The sequence below is a fragment of the Ferrovibrio sp. GW821-FHT12B10 genome (assembly GCF_058807515.1).
Window position 1 is genome coordinate 29,275 of the sequence record NZ_JBXAQT010000003.1, and the last position, 16,852, is coordinate 46,126.

11 protein-coding genes are annotated in these 16,852 nt (G+C 64.4%); 8 read left to right on the forward strand and 3 right to left on the reverse strand.

Annotated features, from left to right (window positions below; genetic code table 11):
• Window positions 1-146: 146 nt before the first annotated feature.
• Genes AC1RRT_RS19865 through AC1RRT_RS19875 form a run of 3 tightly spaced genes read left to right on the forward strand, consistent with a single transcriptional unit; the run spans window position 147 to window position 3,426 of the window.
• Entirely contained in the window at window positions 147-1,208 is a 1,062-nt protein-coding gene (locus AC1RRT_RS19865; protein WP_493015722.1) for an HlyD family secretion protein, read from the forward strand.
• Window positions 1,209-1,216: 8 nt separating this feature from the next.
• Window positions 1,217-2,800 carry a DHA2 family efflux MFS transporter permease subunit gene (locus AC1RRT_RS19870; protein WP_493015723.1) on the forward strand — a complete coding sequence of 528 codons (1,584 nt, stop codon included), beginning with the start codon at window positions 1,217-1,219 and terminating at the stop codon, window positions 2,798-2,800.
• A complete protein-coding gene (locus AC1RRT_RS19875) occupies window positions 2,797-3,426 on the forward strand; it encodes a TetR/AcrR family transcriptional regulator (protein ID WP_493015724.1) in 630 nt (209 codons plus the stop codon). The genes AC1RRT_RS19870 and AC1RRT_RS19875 overlap by 4 nt, the downstream gene beginning before the upstream one ends.
• On the opposite strand, the gene pepN is transcribed toward AC1RRT_RS19875, so the two are convergent.
• Window positions 3,423-6,047: an aminopeptidase N gene (pepN, locus tag AC1RRT_RS19880; RefSeq protein WP_493015725.1), complete on the reverse strand. Its 2,625-nt coding sequence runs from the start codon at window positions 6,045-6,047 to the stop codon at window positions 3,423-3,425. The genes AC1RRT_RS19875 and pepN overlap by 4 nt on opposite strands.
• A gap of 21 nt (window positions 6,048-6,068) precedes the next feature.
• The gene (dnaE, locus tag AC1RRT_RS19885; RefSeq protein ID WP_493015726.1) at window positions 6,069-9,545 is read right to left on the reverse strand and encodes a DNA polymerase III subunit alpha; all 3,477 of its coding nucleotides are present in this window, start codon (window positions 9,543-9,545) and stop codon (window positions 6,069-6,071) included.
• A gap of 404 nt (window positions 9,546-9,949) precedes the next feature.
• Here dnaE and AC1RRT_RS19890 point away from each other — a divergent pair, with 404 nt between their 5' ends.
• The 5 genes from AC1RRT_RS19890 (at window position 9,950) to AC1RRT_RS19910 (ending at window position 15,749) form a co-directional block, all read left to right on the forward strand.
• Window positions 9,950-10,990, forward strand: coding sequence for a Rieske 2Fe-2S domain-containing protein (locus AC1RRT_RS19890; RefSeq protein WP_493015727.1), 1,041 nt, complete (start codon window positions 9,950-9,952; stop codon window positions 10,988-10,990).
• Between the two features lie 58 nt (window positions 10,991-11,048).
• Window positions 11,049-11,543 carry an RNA polymerase sigma factor gene (locus AC1RRT_RS19895; protein ID WP_493015728.1) on the forward strand — a complete coding sequence of 165 codons (495 nt, stop codon included), beginning with the start codon at window positions 11,049-11,051 and terminating at the stop codon, window positions 11,541-11,543.
• A 43-nt stretch (window positions 11,544-11,586) separates the two neighbouring features.
• Window positions 11,587-12,537 carry a FecR family protein gene (locus AC1RRT_RS19900; RefSeq protein ID WP_493015729.1) on the forward strand — a complete coding sequence of 317 codons (951 nt, stop codon included), beginning with the start codon at window positions 11,587-11,589 and terminating at the stop codon, window positions 12,535-12,537.
• A gap of 88 nt (window positions 12,538-12,625) precedes the next feature.
• Entirely contained in the window at window positions 12,626-15,046 is a 2,421-nt protein-coding gene (locus AC1RRT_RS19905) for a TonB-dependent siderophore receptor (RefSeq protein ID WP_493015730.1), read from the forward strand.
• A gap of 169 nt (window positions 15,047-15,215) precedes the next feature.
• Window positions 15,216-15,749, forward strand: a complete 534-nt coding sequence (locus AC1RRT_RS19910) for a GNAT family N-acetyltransferase (RefSeq protein ID WP_493015731.1) — start codon at window positions 15,216-15,218, stop codon at window positions 15,747-15,749.
• Between the two features lies 1 nt (window position 15,750).
• On the opposite strand, the gene AC1RRT_RS19915 is transcribed toward AC1RRT_RS19910, so the two are convergent.
• Window positions 15,751-16,848 carry a GGDEF domain-containing protein gene (locus AC1RRT_RS19915; RefSeq protein WP_493015732.1) on the reverse strand — a complete coding sequence of 366 codons (1,098 nt, stop codon included), beginning with the start codon at window positions 16,846-16,848 and terminating at the stop codon, window positions 15,751-15,753.
• Window positions 16,849-16,852: the final 4 nt, after the last annotated feature.

A 16,852-nucleotide genomic window follows, 5' to 3' on the forward strand; every position in this document is an offset into this window, starting at 1 on the left:
CTCCTGGCTCTATCCGGAGCTTGCGCTGTCATGAGATGAGCCGGCCTGTGACCTCCGTCACCGGGTGTTATCACCTAATTTATAGACAGTCCCGTCCAGTAATCCTAAAAGTCATTCCAAGACGTCCTCCTCGCTGGAATCCTCCGATGACCAAGAAGAAACGCATCCTCTCCCTCCTCGCCCTCGTGGCCCTCGCCGGTGGCGCCTATGGCGCCTGGCACTGGTGGAGCTACAGCCGCTTCATCGAGAGCACCGACAACGCCTATATCGGCGCCGACATCACCGTCGTCGCGCCCAAGGTGACCGGCTACATCACATCGATGGCGGTGAACGACAATCAGCAGATCAAGGCCGGCACCGTGCTGTTCGAGATCGATGCCAGCGACTACCGCGCCAAGGTGGCGCAGGCCGAAGCCGCCGTGCAGGCGCGCCGCGCCGCGTTGGACGTCGTCGAAAAGCAGATCGGCAGCCAGCAGGCCGCCATCGCCGAAGCCGCCGCCCAGCTGCGCAGCACCAAGGCCGACCAGTCGCGCACCGAAGAAGACCTCAAGCGCTACCGCCAGCTCGCCGCCGGCAACTATGTCTCGAACCAGAAGCTGGAGCTGGCCCAGGCCGACCAGCGCAAGGCGCGCGCCGCCGTCGACCGCGCCGATGCCGCCCGCGAGCTTGAGCAGAACCAGATCGCCGTGCTGCGCGCCAACTACGCCCAGGCCAAAGCGCAGATCGCCCAGGCCGAAGCCGACCTTGCCGCCGCGAAGCTTGATCTGGAAAACACCGTGATCCGCGCGCCGGTCGATGGCGTGATCGGCAATCGCACCGGCCAGACCGGCCAGTATGTGAAGCCCGGTACCCAGATCATGGTGATCGTGCCGACCGATGCCGTCTATGTCGTCGCCAACTTCAAGGAAACGCAGTTGAAGTCCATGAAGCCGGGTCAGGCCGCCATGCTGCATGTCGATGCCTTCCCCGACCAGGTGCTGCCGGCCCGCATCGACAGCTTCGCGCCGGCGTCCGGCGCCAAGTTCAGCCTGCTGCCGCCAGACAACGCGACTGGCAACTTCACCAAGATCGTACAGCGCGTGCCGGTCAAGCTGGTGCTCGACAAGGCCTCGGCCCAGCCGCTGCTGGTGCCCGGCATGTCGGTGGTGGTCGATGTCGACCTGCGCACCACCGGCGACCAGCCCCGCACCGTCGCCGCCAAGAACTGAGCCGCGTCATGTCCGCCGCCGCTGCCACCATGGGTCCGCCACCGGCTGCCGCCGGGGCACTGCCGAAGGGCCGGATGATCGGCTACTTCGCCATGGTGCTGGGCATGTTCATGGCGATCCTGGACATCCAGATCGTCTCGTCCTCGCTGAGCGAAATCCAGGCAGGCCTCTCGGCTTCGGCCGACGAGATCAGCTGGGTGCAGACCAGCTACCTGATCGCCGAAGTGATCATGATCCCGTTCAGCGGCTACCTCTCGCGCCTGCTGTCGACGCGCGTGCTGTTCACCGCCTCGGCGCTCAGCTTCACCATCGCCAGCATGGGCTGCGCCATGGCCACCAACCTGGAAACCATGATCGTGCTGCGCGCGCTGCAGGGATTCCTCGGCGGCGCCATGATCCCGACGGTGTTTGCCAGCACCTACCTGATCTTCCCGCGTAACAAGATGGCCGGTGCCACCGTGATCATCGGCCTGGTCGCCACGCTTGCGCCCACCATCGGGCCGACGCTGGGCGGCTACCTGACCCAGCTATTCTCCTGGCACTGGCTGTTCCTGATCAACATCGTGCCCGGCGTCATCGTCAGCCTGCTGGTCTGGACCTTCATGGATATCGACAAGCCGGACTATTCGCTGTTCAAGGGCTTTGACTATATCGGTCTCGGCTCGCTGGCGGTGTTCCTCGGCAGCCTGGAATACGTGCTGGAAGAAGGCACACGCAAGGACTGGTTCAACGACGAGACCATGCGCTGGCTGGCACTGGCCTGCGGCATCGGCGCGGTGCTGTTCTTCTGGCGCAGCTTCACCTACCGCAATCCCATCGTCGACCTGAAGGCCTTCCGCAATCGCAACTTCGCCACCGGCTGCCTGTTCAGCCTGACCATCGGCGTCGGCCTCTACGGCCTCGTCTACCTGATGCCGCTGTATCTTGGCCGGGTGCGCGGACTGAACAGCCTGCAGATCGGCGAGATCATGTTCATCACCGGCCTGGCGCAGTTCCTCACCGCGCCCATTGCCGGCACGCTGGCCCGCAAGGCCGATCCGCGCCCGGTGCTGGCCTTCGGCTTCGCCCTGCTGGCCGCCTCTACCTGGACGCTGACCGGCCTGACCGGCGACTGGCAGTTCGACGAGCTGCTGCTGCCGCAGATCATGCGCGGTGCCGCCCTGATGTTCTGCATCGTGCCCATCAACGTGATCGCGCTGGGCACCCTGCCGCCGCAGGACCTGAAGAATGCCAGCGGGCTTTACAACCTGACGCGCAACTTGGGTGGCGCGTTTGGCCTGGCCGGTATCAACACCCTGATGACCGAGCGGACCAATTTCCACTGGAACCGCATGACCGACTTCATCAACCCTGGCCGCATCGAGGTGCAGCAGTATATCGACAGCATCGCCAACATGTTCGGCGACCGCACGGCAGCCGACCAGACCGCGCTGGCGATGAAGATGCTGGGCAACAAGGTGCAGGGCCAGGCCTACATCATGAGCTTCATCGACACCTTTACCCTGCTGAGCATCCTGTTCGCCGCCGCCGCCTGCGCTGTCATCCTGGCGCAGAAACCGAAACAGGCCCCCGCCCCGGGAGAGGCGCATTGAACAAGCAGGCTCCCATCAAGCGTGGCCGGCCCGTCGACCCGGCCAAGCGCACGGCGATTCTGGAGACCGCGCGCGACATGTTCTTCGAGCATGGCTATGGCATCGGGCTGGAAGCGATCGCCGCCCAGGCCGGCGTGTCGCGGCAGACCATCTACAACATGTTCGCCTCGAAGGACGAGCTGTTCGCCGCCATCGTGCAGGAGAGCTCGGGTCAGATCACCGCGGCGCTGGCCGAACTCTCGCCGGAAGCCACGCCCTATGAGGTGCTGAGCGCGCTGGGCAACAGCTTCCTGACCAAGATCCTGTCCGACCGCGCGGTGCAGTTCCAGCGCCTGCTGATCGGCTCGGCCGCCAGCTTCCCAACCCTCGGTCCCACCTTCTACGCAAACGGTCCGGGCCGTGGCCTGGCACGGCTGTCGGCCTATCTCGACCGCGAGACCGAAGCCGGGCATCTGGCGGTGGAAGACCCGGTGCTGGCCGCCGAGCAGTTCTTCGGCATGCTGATGGGCCATCGCAGCATGCGGCGCACCCTGCGCATCGACGGTGAAATGCCCACCGCCGAAATCCAGCGCCGCGTCGACAGCGCCGTCACCGCCTTCCTGCGCGCCTACGCTCCTGCCCCCTAGACCAGCGACTTCGACGCGATCTCGTAGACGTCGCGCGAGAGTTTTGGTTTAGCCAGCACGCGCTCGAGCTGCGCCTTCATCTTGGCTTGCCGTGCGGCATCGAAGCGCTTCCAGCGACCGAGCGGCGCCAGCAAACGCGCCGCCACCTGCGGATTGATCGGCTCCAGCTCCAGGATGCGGTCGGCATGGAAGGCATAGCCTGACCCATCGGCCGCATGATAGCGCAGGGCATTGGCGGTGAAGCTGCCGATCAGCGCGCGCACCTTGTTGGGCTTCTGCATCGAAAACGCCGGATGGCCGAGCAGGCCCTGCACGATCTTCAGCGTGTCGGGCAGCGACGATATCGCCTGCAGGGCGAGCCACTTGTCGATCACCAGCGCATCGCCATCGGCGCGTTTGTAGAAATCGTCGAGCGCTTTCTGTCGTTCTTCACCCGGAATGTCGATCAGCAGGCGCAACGCCGCCATGCGATCGGTCATGTTGTCGGCCTTGGCATACTGATCGAAGATGGTCTGCCGCAGGCCGGCATCCTGATCGGCCAGTTCCGAGAGATAGGACAGAGCCGCATTCTTCAGCGCACGCTGCCCGGCCGGACCGGCATCAGGGCTGTAGGGCCCGGCAACGGCGTTGGCCTTGTAGAGATCGGTCAGCAGCGGCCGGAAGGTCTCGGCGATCTGGCGGCGCAGGCTGCGGCGCGCCGCATGCACGCCCTCCACATCCACCACCGTCATGCGGTCGGCGATATAATCTTCCGACGGCAGCGCGATAGCCTCGGCGATGAAGGCCTTTTCGAGTTTGTCGTCCTTCAGGATCAGGCCGATTGCATCGATGAAGGCCGGATCGAAGGCCTGGTTCGGTTTGGCCACGCGCTGCAGCAGCAGGTCGGTGGCATATTGCTGGCCGGCCTCCCAGCGCGCGAAGGCATCCTCGTCATGCGCCATCAGGAAGGCGCGCTCGGCGCCACTTTGATTCGAGACAATATTGACCGGCGCCGAGAAGCCGCGGTTGAAGGACAGCGCCTTCGGCTCAGGTACGCCGGTGAAGCGGAAGGTCTGCTTGGGCTTGGTCAGCGACAGCACGCGGCTGGTACCGGCAGACCTATCCTCGCCGTCCAGCGTCAGCGGAATGCCCTGCCCTTGCGCATCCAGCAGGCCGACCTTGACCGGGATATGCATCGGCAGCTTGGTCTCCTGCCCCGGCGTCGGGGCCAGTGTCTGCACCACCGTCAGCTCATAGGCGCCAGCCTTGGCATCGTAGCGGCCCTCGACCTTCAGCTCCGGCGTGCCGGCCTGGCTGTACCACAGGCGGAACTGCGCCAGATCGACGCCCGTGGCATCGGCCATGGCATCGACGAACTGGTCGCAGGTCGCGGCCTCGCCATCATGGCGCTCGACATAGAGCTTCATGCCCTTCTGAAAGCCCTCTTCGCCCAGCAGGGTATGGATCATGCGGATGACTTCCGCGCCCTTCTCATAGACCGTCGCCGTGTAGAAATTGTCGATGGCGATGTAGCTGTCGGGCCGGATCGGATGCGCCATCGGGCCGGCATCCTCCTGGAACTGGCGGGCGCGCAGGTTGCGCACCTCCTGGATGCGCAGCACCGGACGGGCGCGCATGTCGGAGGAGAATTCCTGGTCACGGAAGACGGTCAGGCCCTCCTTCAGGCTCAACTGGAACCAGTCGCGGCAGGTGATGCGGTTGCCGGTCCAGTTGTGGAAATACTCATGGGCGACCACGGCCTCGATGCCGGCATAATCGAAATCGGTGGCGCTGTCCGGATCGGCTAGAATGTACTTGTCGTTGAAGACATTCAGGCTCTTGTTCTCCATTGCGCCCATGTTGAAGTCGCTGACGGCCACGATGTTGAACAGGTCGAGATCGTATTCCAGCCCGAAGCGGGTCTCATCCCAGCGCATAGAGCGCTTGAGTGCGTCCATGGCGTAGGCCGTCCGGCCTTCCTTGCCATGCTCGACAAAAATGCGCAGCGCCACCTTGCGGCCGGACTGGGTGACGAAGCTGTCTTCATTCACAGCCAGATCGCCGGCGACCAGCGCAAAGAGATAGCAGGGCTTGGGGAACGGATCCTGCCAAACGGCGAAATGTCGGCCATCAGGCAGCGCGCCCTCTTCCACCAGATTGCCGTTCGACAGCAGCACCGGGCAGGCCTTTTTATCGGCGCGGATGGTGGTGCGATAGACCGCCATCACATCGGGACGGTCGAGGAAATAGGTGATACGGCGGAAGCCTTCGGCCTCGCATTGCGTGCAGTAGTTACCGCTGGACTGATACAGACCCGAAAGCTGCGTGTTGCCCTTCGGGTTGACCCTGGTGACGATCTCCAGCCTGAAGCTGGCCGGCGGAATAAAAATGGTCAGGCTTTCGGCATCGACATTATAGGCAGCCTTGTCCAGCGGCTTGCCGTCGATGGCGATGGACAGCAGCTCCAGGTCTTCGCCATCCAGCCGCAGCGGCGCGCCAATATTCTCGGCCCGCAAGGTCAGCGTCGATTTGACAATCGTGGCCTCGGGCTGCAGATCGAATTCCAGATCGACTGTGCCTATGCTGTAATCAGGCTTGCGGTAATCCTTGCGATGGATCGTCTGCGGCTCGGCTGCGGACATGGTGCACTCCGGAAACAAAAATCAGATGTCGTAGACCTCGACCACGCCGGGCAGCACGCGGATCTGGTGTCGTACGGTCGGCGTGATGGCATAGGCGGCGGGCAGCTTGATGTCGGCTTCCAGCCCGCTGGGCAGGCCCTGTTCCGGCAGATGCAGACCGAGCAGGACCTGGCCCTTGCCGCGCGCGGTCTTATCCAGCAGCTCCTTGATCTGGGCAATCGGCTGGGCGTTGTCGACCATGATCTTGATACCGGCGGCGGCGCGCGCCGCCACATCGTCCAGCTTCTCGATGCCCTGCCCGTTCAGCTTGGGCTGTTCGCCATCCAGCTTGGCCGACATGCGCCAGACCACGTTGGTGCCCGGCTCGAGCAGGTCGCGATACTTGGCCAGCACTTCGGAGAACAGCATCACCTCGTACATGCCCGAGGCATCGGAACACTGCACGAAGGCAAAGCGGTTGCCGCTTTTCTGCGAGGTGCGTTCCTGCTTCGAAATCACCGTGCCGGCGATCTTGAACAACTGGTCGCTGCTGTGGAGCTGCTTGAGCATATCGGTGTAGCGCTTCACGCCCACGCGGTTGAGCGTCGCCTGATAGGCATCGAGCGGATGGGCCGAGAGATAGAAGCCGATGGCCTCGAACTCCTTGGCCAATTGCTCCATCGGGCTCCAATGCGGGCCCTCCGGCATCTTGGGCAGGCGCTCTTCCGTCTTGCCACCGCCGCCAAACAGGCTGACCTGACTAGAGGCGCGCTCCTCGGCCTTGCTCTGGGCGTAACGGACCAGCGTCTCCAGACCGGCCAGCACCTTCGCGCGGTTCTTTTCCAGCGTGTCGAAGGCGCCGGCCTTGGCCAGGTTTTCCAGCATGCGCTTGTTCAGCGCCGTGGGGTCGACGCGGGCGGCCAGATCGAACAGCGACGTGAAAGGCCCATTCTTCTTGCGCTCGGCCACAATGACGGCCATCGGCGCGGCGCCGACATTACGCACGGCCGAGAGCGCGTAGCGGATCGCGCCCTTTTCGTGCTTGTCGTATTCGACCGAGAACTCGACATCGGACTTGTTGATGTCGGGTGGCAGCAGCGCGATGCTCTGGCGCGCGCATTCCTGCCGGAAAACATTCAGCTTGTCGGTGTTGGAAATATCGAGCGTCATCGAACCAGCGATGAACTCGACCGGGAAGTTGGCCTTCAGATAGGCAGTATGCCAGGCGACTAGCGCATAGGCGGCCGCATGGCTCTTATTGAAGCCGTAGCCTGCGAACTTTTCCACCAGCTCGAAGATGAAGGCCGCGCGCTCGGGATCGACGCCTTTTTCCTTGGCGCCACTGACGAAGCGGTCCTTCTGCGCATCCATCTCGGCCTTAATCTTCTTGCCCATGGCACGGCGCAGAAGATCGGCATCGCCGAGCGAATAGCCGGCCAGGACCTTGGCGATTTCCATCACCTGTTCCTGATAGATGATGACGCCGTAGGTTTCCTCCAGCACCGGCTTCAGCCAGTCGTGCAGGTAGTCGGGCTTTTCCTTGCCGTGCTTACGCGCAATGTAGCTCGGGATGTTTTCCATCGGGCCCGGGCGATACAACGCCACCAGCGCGATGAGATCCTCGAAGGCGTCGGGCTTCATGTTGCGCAACATGTCGCGCATGCCGCTGCCTTCAAACTGGAACACGCCGACCGCATCGCCGCGCCCGAGCAGATCGAAGGTCGGCTGGTCTGACAGCGGAATGGTGGCCAGGTCGATCTCGGTGCCATGCGCGCGGATCAGGTCGACCGCCTTCTCCAGCACGTCCAGTGTCTTCAGGCCGAGGAAGTCGAACTTCACCAGGCCGGCAGCCTCGGCGTATTTCATCGAGAACTGCGTCGCCGGCATCGAGGCATGCGGATCGCGGTAGAGCGGCACCAGCTCGACCAGCGGGCGGTCGCCGATCACCACGCCGGCGGCATGGGTCGAGGCGTTGCGGAACAGGCCCTCCAGTTTCAGCGCCACCTCGATCATACGCGCCACGCCTTCATCGGCATCGCGTTCCTCGCGGAGCCGCACCTCTTCCTTGATCGCCTGCGCCAGGGTCACCGGATTGGCCGGGTTGTTGGGCACCAGCTTGCAGATGCGATCGACCTGACCGAGCGGCAACTGCAGGACACGACCAACGTCGCGCAGCGCCGCGCGCGCCTGCAGCTTGCCGAAGGTGATGATCTGGGCGACGTTCGCCGAGCCGTATTTCTGCTGGACGTAGTCGATCACCTTTTCGCGGCGTTCCTGGCAGAAGTCGATATCGAAGTCGGGCATCGATACGCGTTCCGGATTGAGGAAGCGTTCGAACAGCAGGCCAAATCGCAACGGATCGAGGTCGGTGATGGTGAGCGCCCAGGCGACCACCGAGCCGGCGCCGGAACCGCGGCCCGGGCCGACGGCGACGCCGTTGCGCTTGGCCCACTGGATGAAGTCAGCCACGATCAGGAAGTAGCCGGGGAATTTCATGCCAATGATCGTCTCGCATTCGAAATCGAGACGGTCGTAATAGACCTTGGCCTTTTCAGGATCGGTGACGCCGACCTGTTGCAGGCGCAGCTCGAGGCCTTCGCGCGCCATGCGGCGCAGCATGTCGGGTTCGCTCTCCCCCGTGCCATCGCCGAAACTGGGCAGGATCGGCTGCCGCTCGTTCGCCTTCACGGCGCAGCGCTTGGCGATCACCAGCGTGTTGTCGATGGCCTCGGGGAGGTCGGCGAACAGCGCACGCATCTCTTTCGCGGACTTGAAGCGATGCTCCGGCGTCACCCGGCGGCGGTTCTGCTCGCCGACATAAGAGCCTTCGGCGATGCAGAGCAGCGCGTCATGCGCCTCGTACATGTCCTCGTCGGGGAAGTAGCAGTCGTTGGTGGCGACCAGCGGAATGTCGAGCGCATAGGCCAGATCGAGCAGCGCCGGTTCGGTCTTGGCTTCCAGCGCCCAGCCATGCCGCTGGATCTCGACATAGAGCCGACCCGGGAAGATACGGTTGAAATGCTCGAGCTGCTGACGCGCGGCGTCGGTCTGGCCCTCGTTGAGCAGCCGCACGATCGGGCCCTGCGGGCCGCCGGTCAGGCAGAGCAGGCCTTCGTTGAACTGTTCCAGGTCGGCCCACTGGATCTGGGCCACCTCGCCCGGCGGGGTCTCCAGGTAGGCCTTGGTCGACAGCTTCATCAGGTTGGAATAGCCAGCTTCGGTCTGGGCCAGCAGGACGATGCGGTCGGGGTCGGGCTTGCGGGTCTGCTTGCCGAAGCCGCCCTGCTGCTGGTCGGCCCTGCCTAGGCTGAGCTGGCAGCCGATGATGGGCTGGATGCCCTTGCCGGCCATCTCCTTGGAGAATTCGAGCGCCCCGAACAGGTTGTTGGTGTCGGTGATCGCCACCGCCGGCATGGCGTATTTCACGCAGAGCTCGGCCAGCTTGGGCAGGCGCATCGCGCCTTCGGTCAGCGAATAGGGGGTATGGACCCGGAGATGGACGAAGTCGGCGTGGCTCATATGACGATTTTCGATTCCCGTTCCTGCTCTACGATACGCGACCTAGTCCCCTGAAACCAGAACGCATGCCATCCGAATCCCAAAGAGAGTATGGCGAAATTGTGTTGATTCCCAATATCTTGTGGATAAGTGGGTATCCTGTGGCGCAACTTGAGGAACACACGCGGACGAATCCCAGATACAGGCGAACGAACCGGAAATCCTATCTATAGCTTGGCTTCGGGATAAGCACCGATTCCCCTGTGCATCGCCGGAGCTTCGCCATGCTTCGTTTGGCTTCGTTTCGCCTTCCCCGGGTTTGGGCCGGGGACCGATACCACTATTAGAACATAGTGCGAACGACTGGCCGTTCAAGCCGCGACCTGCTAGGGAATGATCTTTCCGGCGCAGGCGACTCCCGTTCCATGACCGACCCCATGTTTCTGCTCAAGGACATCTGGTACTTCGCTCTCGACGGCAGCCGGCTGAAGCCCGGTGCCACCGAGGCCAAGCTGCTGCTAAACCAGCCAATTCTGTTCGGACGGACCAAAGCCGGCGAGGTCTTCGCGCTGCGCGACATCTGCCCGCATCGCGGCGTGCCGCTCTCCGAAGGCAGCTTCGACGGCCAGGATGTCCAATGCCCCTATCACGGCTGGAAGTTCGGCGCGTCCGGCCAATGCACCCATATTCCCTCGCTGGTCGAGGGCCAGGACTTCGATATCAACAAGATCAAGGTGAAGCGCTATCCCGTGCGGGAGCAGAACGGCCTGGTCTGGATCTGGATGGCCGACAAGATCGCCGAACCCGACGAGGCGCCGCCGACCCTGCCCGACCTGCCGGCCGGCGCCATGCCGACCCTGCACAAGGCGATGGAATTCCCCTGCTCGATGGACCATGCCGTTGTCGGCCTGATGGACCCCGCCCATGTCCCCTTCATCCATCGCTCATGGTACTGGCGCACCGGCCCGATCAAACTTAAGACAAAGGCTAAGGAATTTGGCCCAAGTCCTTATGGATTCGTGATGAAACGGCATAAGCCTGCGATCACGCTGGCCTATCGCATCCTCGGCGCGGCGCCAGAAACCGAGATCAGCTTCCGCCTGCCGGGCGTGCGCGTCGAGCATATCAGGATCGGCGCCAACAGCGTCTGGAACTTCACCGCCGTCACGCCCATCGACGACAGCCGCACCGAAGTGACCAACCTGTTCTTCTGGACCATGCCCTGGCTCGGCCTGCTCAAGCCCATCGCCCTGTATCTGATGGGGCATTTCCTGGGCCAGGATCGCGACATCCTGATCCGCCAGCAGCGCGGCCTGAAATACGACCCGACGCTGATGCTGATCCGCGACACGGATACCCAGGCACGCTGGTACTACCAGCTCAAGAACGAATACCAGCGCGCTCGCGACGAGGGCCGCGCCTTCGTCAACGCGGTGAAGGATACGGTGCTGCGCTGGCGCAGCTGAGGCATATTGCCCCTGGCGCTATTGCGAATTAATCGCAAAATAACTAAGGTGGCCCGCGATGGCCGCCGATCTGGATACCCTGTTCCGCGAGCATAGCGTCGAGCTGCGGCGCTTTGCCTATCGCGAGCTGCGCGACCGCGACCGCGCCGCCGACCTGGTGCAGGACGCCTTCGTCCGCTACGCCAGCCAGCCGGGCGGCAGCCTCGGCATCGAGCAGCCCCGCTTCTTCCTCTGGCGCATCCTGCGCAATCTGCTGATCGACCTGCGCCGGCTGGAACGCCGCCGCGGCGATCATCTCGGGCTGGAGCAGGTCGCCGACTATCTGGTCGATCCCGCGCCGACCGCCGACCGTCATCTGGAAGGCCGCCAGCAGCTCGAGCGCCTGCGCACGGCCCTCTCCGAGCTGCCCGAGAACTGCCGCCGCGCCCTGCTGCTGAATCGCCTCGACGGCCTGGGTCATGCCGAGATCGCGGCCCGGCTCGATGTCTCCAGCAGCATGGTGACCAAATACATCATGCGCGCGCTCCGCCACTGCATCCGTCGCCTGACATAATTTTTCCTGTGCGGTTTGCCCCGACCGCGTCGTCTTACCTGATATGACCAGCCCCACTGCCGCCTCTTTCACTGCCGCCGCCGATCCAGACGCGCCGCTCGACCCGTTGAGCGAGGCGGCGCTGGAATGGCTGGTGCGCCTGCATGACGGCACGGCAGGCGACAAGGACTGGGTTGCGTACGAACACTGGCGCTCGGCATCGCTGGAACGCCAGGCAGCCGCGCGCCGCGCTGAGGCCTTATGGGAAAGCGTCGGCCCGGCGTTGCGCCGGCCGAAGCGCACCCGCACCACCATGATCGCGCTGCTGGTCGCCGGCTGCCTCGCAACCCTGGCCGGTCTCAGCACGCCACAGGGCTGGCTCGCCGATGCCAGAACCGGCAGCGGCGAACAGCGCCGCATCGCGCTCGCCGATGGGTCACAGCTGCTGCTCGATGCCATCACCAGCGTCGACATCGACATCACCGCCGATCACCGCCGTCTGACACTGCATCATGGCGCGCTGCATGTCGCCGTCGCGCCTGACACGGTGCGGCCCTTCGAGGTGCTGGCCGCAGATGGCCGCATCCGTGCGCTCGGCACCGCCTTCGACGTGCGGCGCCAGGGCAGCGATGTGCAGGTGCTGGTGACCGAACATGCCGTGCGGGTGACACAAGGCGCGGCCAGCCGCGAGGTGCAGAGCGGCCACAGCCTGCAATACGGATCGCGCGGCCTGGGAGTGACCGGCCCGGCCACCGATCTGCGCGGCATGACCGCCTGGCAACGCGGCCGCCTGGTCTTCGACAACAAGCCGCTGGGCGATGTGGTGGCCGAGATGCAGCGCTATCGCCCCGGCCTGATCCTGATCAGCGATGCGCGCCTGCGCGCCCTGCCGGTGACCGGCGTGTTCGAAACCGGCGACGGCGAGGCGCTGGTCGAGGCCGTCGCCGCCATCCTGCCGGTGCGTGTCACCCGCCTGCCCTGGCTGGCCGTGATCCGGCCGGCCGATCCGCACTGAACGCATTTTTATAAAATACCGCTGTCGTGTCCGGAGGCTGCGTCGTCTTCCCCTGTAAGACTTCCTGCTTCCCTGGGGGATTACCGTAATGCGTCGTCATCTGGCCGTGCTTCTGTTGGCCACCACCACCCTGACCACCCTTCCCGCTCTTGCACAGGACACCACGCAGCTTGCGCAGGCGCAGGCCATCCGCAGCTACAACATTCCCGCCGGCCCGCTGGGCGCGGCACTCACCACCTTCGGCGAAGCTTCGGGCCTGCGCCTGCTGGTGAGCAGCGACCTGCTGGCCGGCCGCCAGAGCACGGCCATCAACGGCCAGATGAGCGCCGAACAGGCGCTGCAGCGCCTGCTGACCGGTACCGGGCTGATATACCGCTTCGCCGCCGACAACACCGTGACCGTGGTTGAAGCGCCCAGGAGCGGCGACGCCACCCTGCTGCCGCCCGTGACGGTGCAGGGCCAGGCTGCGCCCGCCTCCACAGCGATGATCGGCAACCTGCCGGCCGAATATTCCGGCAACCAGGTGGCGCGCGGTGGACAGGTCGGCCTGCTGGGCAACCGCGACTTCATGAACACTCCACTCAACACCACCAGCTATACGGCCAAGACCATCCAGGACACCCAGGCCCGTACGCTGGCCGATGTGTTCGACAACGATCCGTCGGTGCGCGTCACCACCTCGCGCGGATCCTACGACACCCAGTTCATGATCCGCGGTTTCCAGGCTTCGAATGACGACATCGCCTATAATGGCCTGTTCGGCATCCTGCCGCGCCAGGTCACCAGCACCGAGATGGCCGAGCGCGTCGAGCTGCTGCGCGGCCCCAGCACCATGCTGGGCGGCATCAATCCGAGCGGCACCGTCGGCGGCACCATCAATGTGGTGCCCAAGCGCGCCGAGGATGCCGACCTCACCCGCCTGACCTTCAATTACATGTCGGATGCCACCTTCGGCACCCATGTGGACATCGGCCGCCGCGCTGGCGATCGCAAGCAGTACGGCCTGCGCTTCAACGGCGTGCTGCGTGACGGCGATACCCCTGTCGATGGCCAGGAGCAGGAATTCGGCCTCGGCGCACTGGGACTGGATTTCCGCGGCGAGCGCATCCGCATCGCGCTCGACGGTGGCTACCAGCAGCAGCGCACCACCCGTCCGCTGGCCTTCATCACCGCCAGCGGCACCCAGATTCCCGACGCACCGGATGCCAGCAAGAGCTTCCTGGCGCCGTGGAACTTCGCCGAGACCAAAGACCTGTTCGGCATGGCCCGCGCCGAGGTCGACTTCACGGACTACCTGACCGGCTACGCGACACTGGGCGGCCGGCGCTCACGCAACATCACCTTTGGCCAGTCGATCAGCCTGACCAATGCCGGAAACTTCGGCAACAACGGCGGTTTCGATGGCAGCTTCATCGTGGCCGAATACAACACGCTGGCCGGCGAGACCGGTGTGCGCAGCACCTTCGATACCGGTCCGGTCAAGCACGAGCTGGCTGTGACCGGCAATGCCACCCGGCTGGAAGATGGCAACTTCTCGCGGTTCTTTGGCCCACTTAACGCATCCAACATCTACAATCCCGCCAATGTCCCCGAGCCGAGTCATGCCGGCTTCACCACCAGTGCGCCGAAGCTGAATGACAGCCTGCTCACCTCGGTCGGTGTCGCCGACACGCTGTCCTTCCTCGAAGACAAGGTGCAGCTGACCCTCGGCGTGCGTAACCAGCGCATCGAGCAGACCAACCTGGCCACCGCCTTCGTCACCCGCAGCACGTCCTATGACGAAAGCAAGCTATCGCCAGCCGCCGGCCTGGTGGTCAAGCCCTGGGAGAATGTCTCGCTCTACGGCAACTTCATGCAGGGCCTGACGCCAGGCCAGCAGGCGCCCTCGACTGCCTCCAACGCTTTCCAGCGGCTCGCGCCCTATGAGACCGAGCAGTACGAAGCCGGCGTGAAGATGGATCATGGCCGCTTCGCCACCACGCTGAGCGTGTTCCAGATCACCAAGCCCAATGCGGTCGGCGGTAGCGGCGGTACGCTGTTCAGCGCCGATGGCGAGCAGCGCAACCGGGGCGTCGAGCTGAACACCTTCGGCACGGTGACCGACGGCCTGCGTGTGCTGGGCGGCCTCACCCTGATCGATGGCCAGCAGACCAGGACGCTCAATAGCGCCAACAACGGCAAGGATGCGCAGGGCGTGCCGGAGACCCAACTCAACCTCGGCGCGGAATGGGATACCTTCTTCGACCGCAACCTGACCTTCAGCGGCCGCATGATCTATACCAGTTCGCAGTATTACGATGCGGCGAACACGATGAGCATCCCGTCCTGGACCCGCTTCGATATCGGCGCGCGGTACCGCACGGCCATCAGCAACACGCCGCTGGTGCTGCGCGCGAATATCGAGAACCTGTTCGACAGCAACTACTGGGCCTCGACCAACCGCGGCTTCGAAAGCCTGTCGCTGGGCGCACCGCGTACCTTCCTGCTGTCGGCCGCGGTCGACTTCTAAACTGGCGGCTTCTGACCGCAGCGGTCATCACCGCGACATGAGGGGCCGGAGCGATCCGGCCCCTTTTTTATTGCCCTCCCCTTTTATTGTATCGGTGTCATTTCATCGGCTTGACCGGACGGGCCTCTTCCACTGGGATGCGGGCCAAGCAGAGCCCCTGGGGAAACCGATGACTGTCCGTCTTGAAACCGACCGCCTGATCCTGCGCATGCCGCAGAAGGAAGATTTCGACGCCTGGTGCAACTGGGCCACCGATGAGGAAGCCATGCGCCATCTGGGTGGCGTGATGCCGCCGGCGCTGGTCTGGCGTTCGCTCTGCATCATGAACGGCTCCTGGACGATCAACGGCTTTTCCATGTTCTCGGTGATCGAGAAAACGACCGGTCGCTGGGTCGGCCGCCTCGGCCCCTGGCAGCCGCATGACTGGCCCGGTACCGAGGTCGGCTGGGGGTTGATCCGCGATGTCTGGGGCAAGGGCTACGCCACCGAGGGCGCGACGGCCGCCATAGACTGGGCTTTCGATACGCTCGACTGGACCGAGGTGATCCATACCATCGTGCCGGAAAACACCAATTCGCAGGCCGTGGCCAAACGGCTGGGCTCGACCATCCTGCGCGATACGCGACTGCCGGAGCCGTTCAACAAGGACATCGTTGCCTGGGGCCAGACGAAGGAACAGTGGAAGGCGCGGCGGCGCCGATAGGTTACGGCAGAACGGCCGTTTCCACCCGGTTGCGGCCGTTTTCCTTGGCGCGGTAGAGCGCGCCGTCGGCCAGGTCGAGCGCTTCGGTCCAGTCATGGCCTTCCACCGTCAGCGGCGCAACGCCAAAGCTGGCGGTCAGGCGCAGGGTGCCCTTCGGCGTCAGCACCTCCAGCCGCTCGATGCAGCGGCGCAGCCGTTCGGCCAGGCCGAGCGCGGCCTCGGCGCCGGTCTCGGGCAGCAGCACGGCAAACTCCTCGCCGCCAATGCGGGCGAGCAGGTCGATGTCGCGAATCTCGAACTGGCAGACCTCGGCCACCCGCTGCAGCACCAGGTCGCCCGCCACATGGCCATGCTCGTCATTGATCTGCTTGAAGCGGTCGAGATCGAACAGGATCAGGCTGGCCGGGCGGCCATAACGGATGCTGCGGCCCCATTCGGCCGCCGCGGCCTCCGAAAAGCGCCGGCGGTTGACCATGCCGGTCAGGCTGTCGGTGCGGGCTTCCAGCGCCGCCGCCTGCTCGTGGCTCCAGGCGCGGCGCAGCGCGGCCTCGAACTTGGTTGCCGTGCTGATCGACAGCACGATGCCGAGCAGCGCCAGCATGACGATATTGCCGACCAGGATACCGCCGTAGCCTTGCGCCAGCACGACGACCAGGATGGAGAGTGCCGCCAGAATGCCGCCCAGCATGGCGTCGCGCCGGCCAGGCAGCACGCTGGGGATCCAGAGATAGATGAAAACAAAATTCGACAGGCCGTAGAGCAGGCCATTGTCCAGACAGGCCACCGCACCAGCCATGCCGAAGGGCACCGTGATGGTATGGATCAGCACCAGGCCGCGATACAGCGCATAGGTCTTCCTGCGCGCCGCCACCCAGACGCCATGCACCAGGATGATCGCCAGCGCCGTGCCGATGCGCCAAACCAGGGCCTGGCCGGCATGATCGGCATCGACGAAACGGTCCCAGATATTGAAGGCGAGGATCAGCAGGCTGAAGGCGAAGGCGCGCGCCGTGCTGTCGCCGCTGATCCGCAGCGCCAGGTCATCTTGGTAACCGGCTTCGCCGAAACCGGCATCGGATACGGGGCGATCAGAACTCATTGCC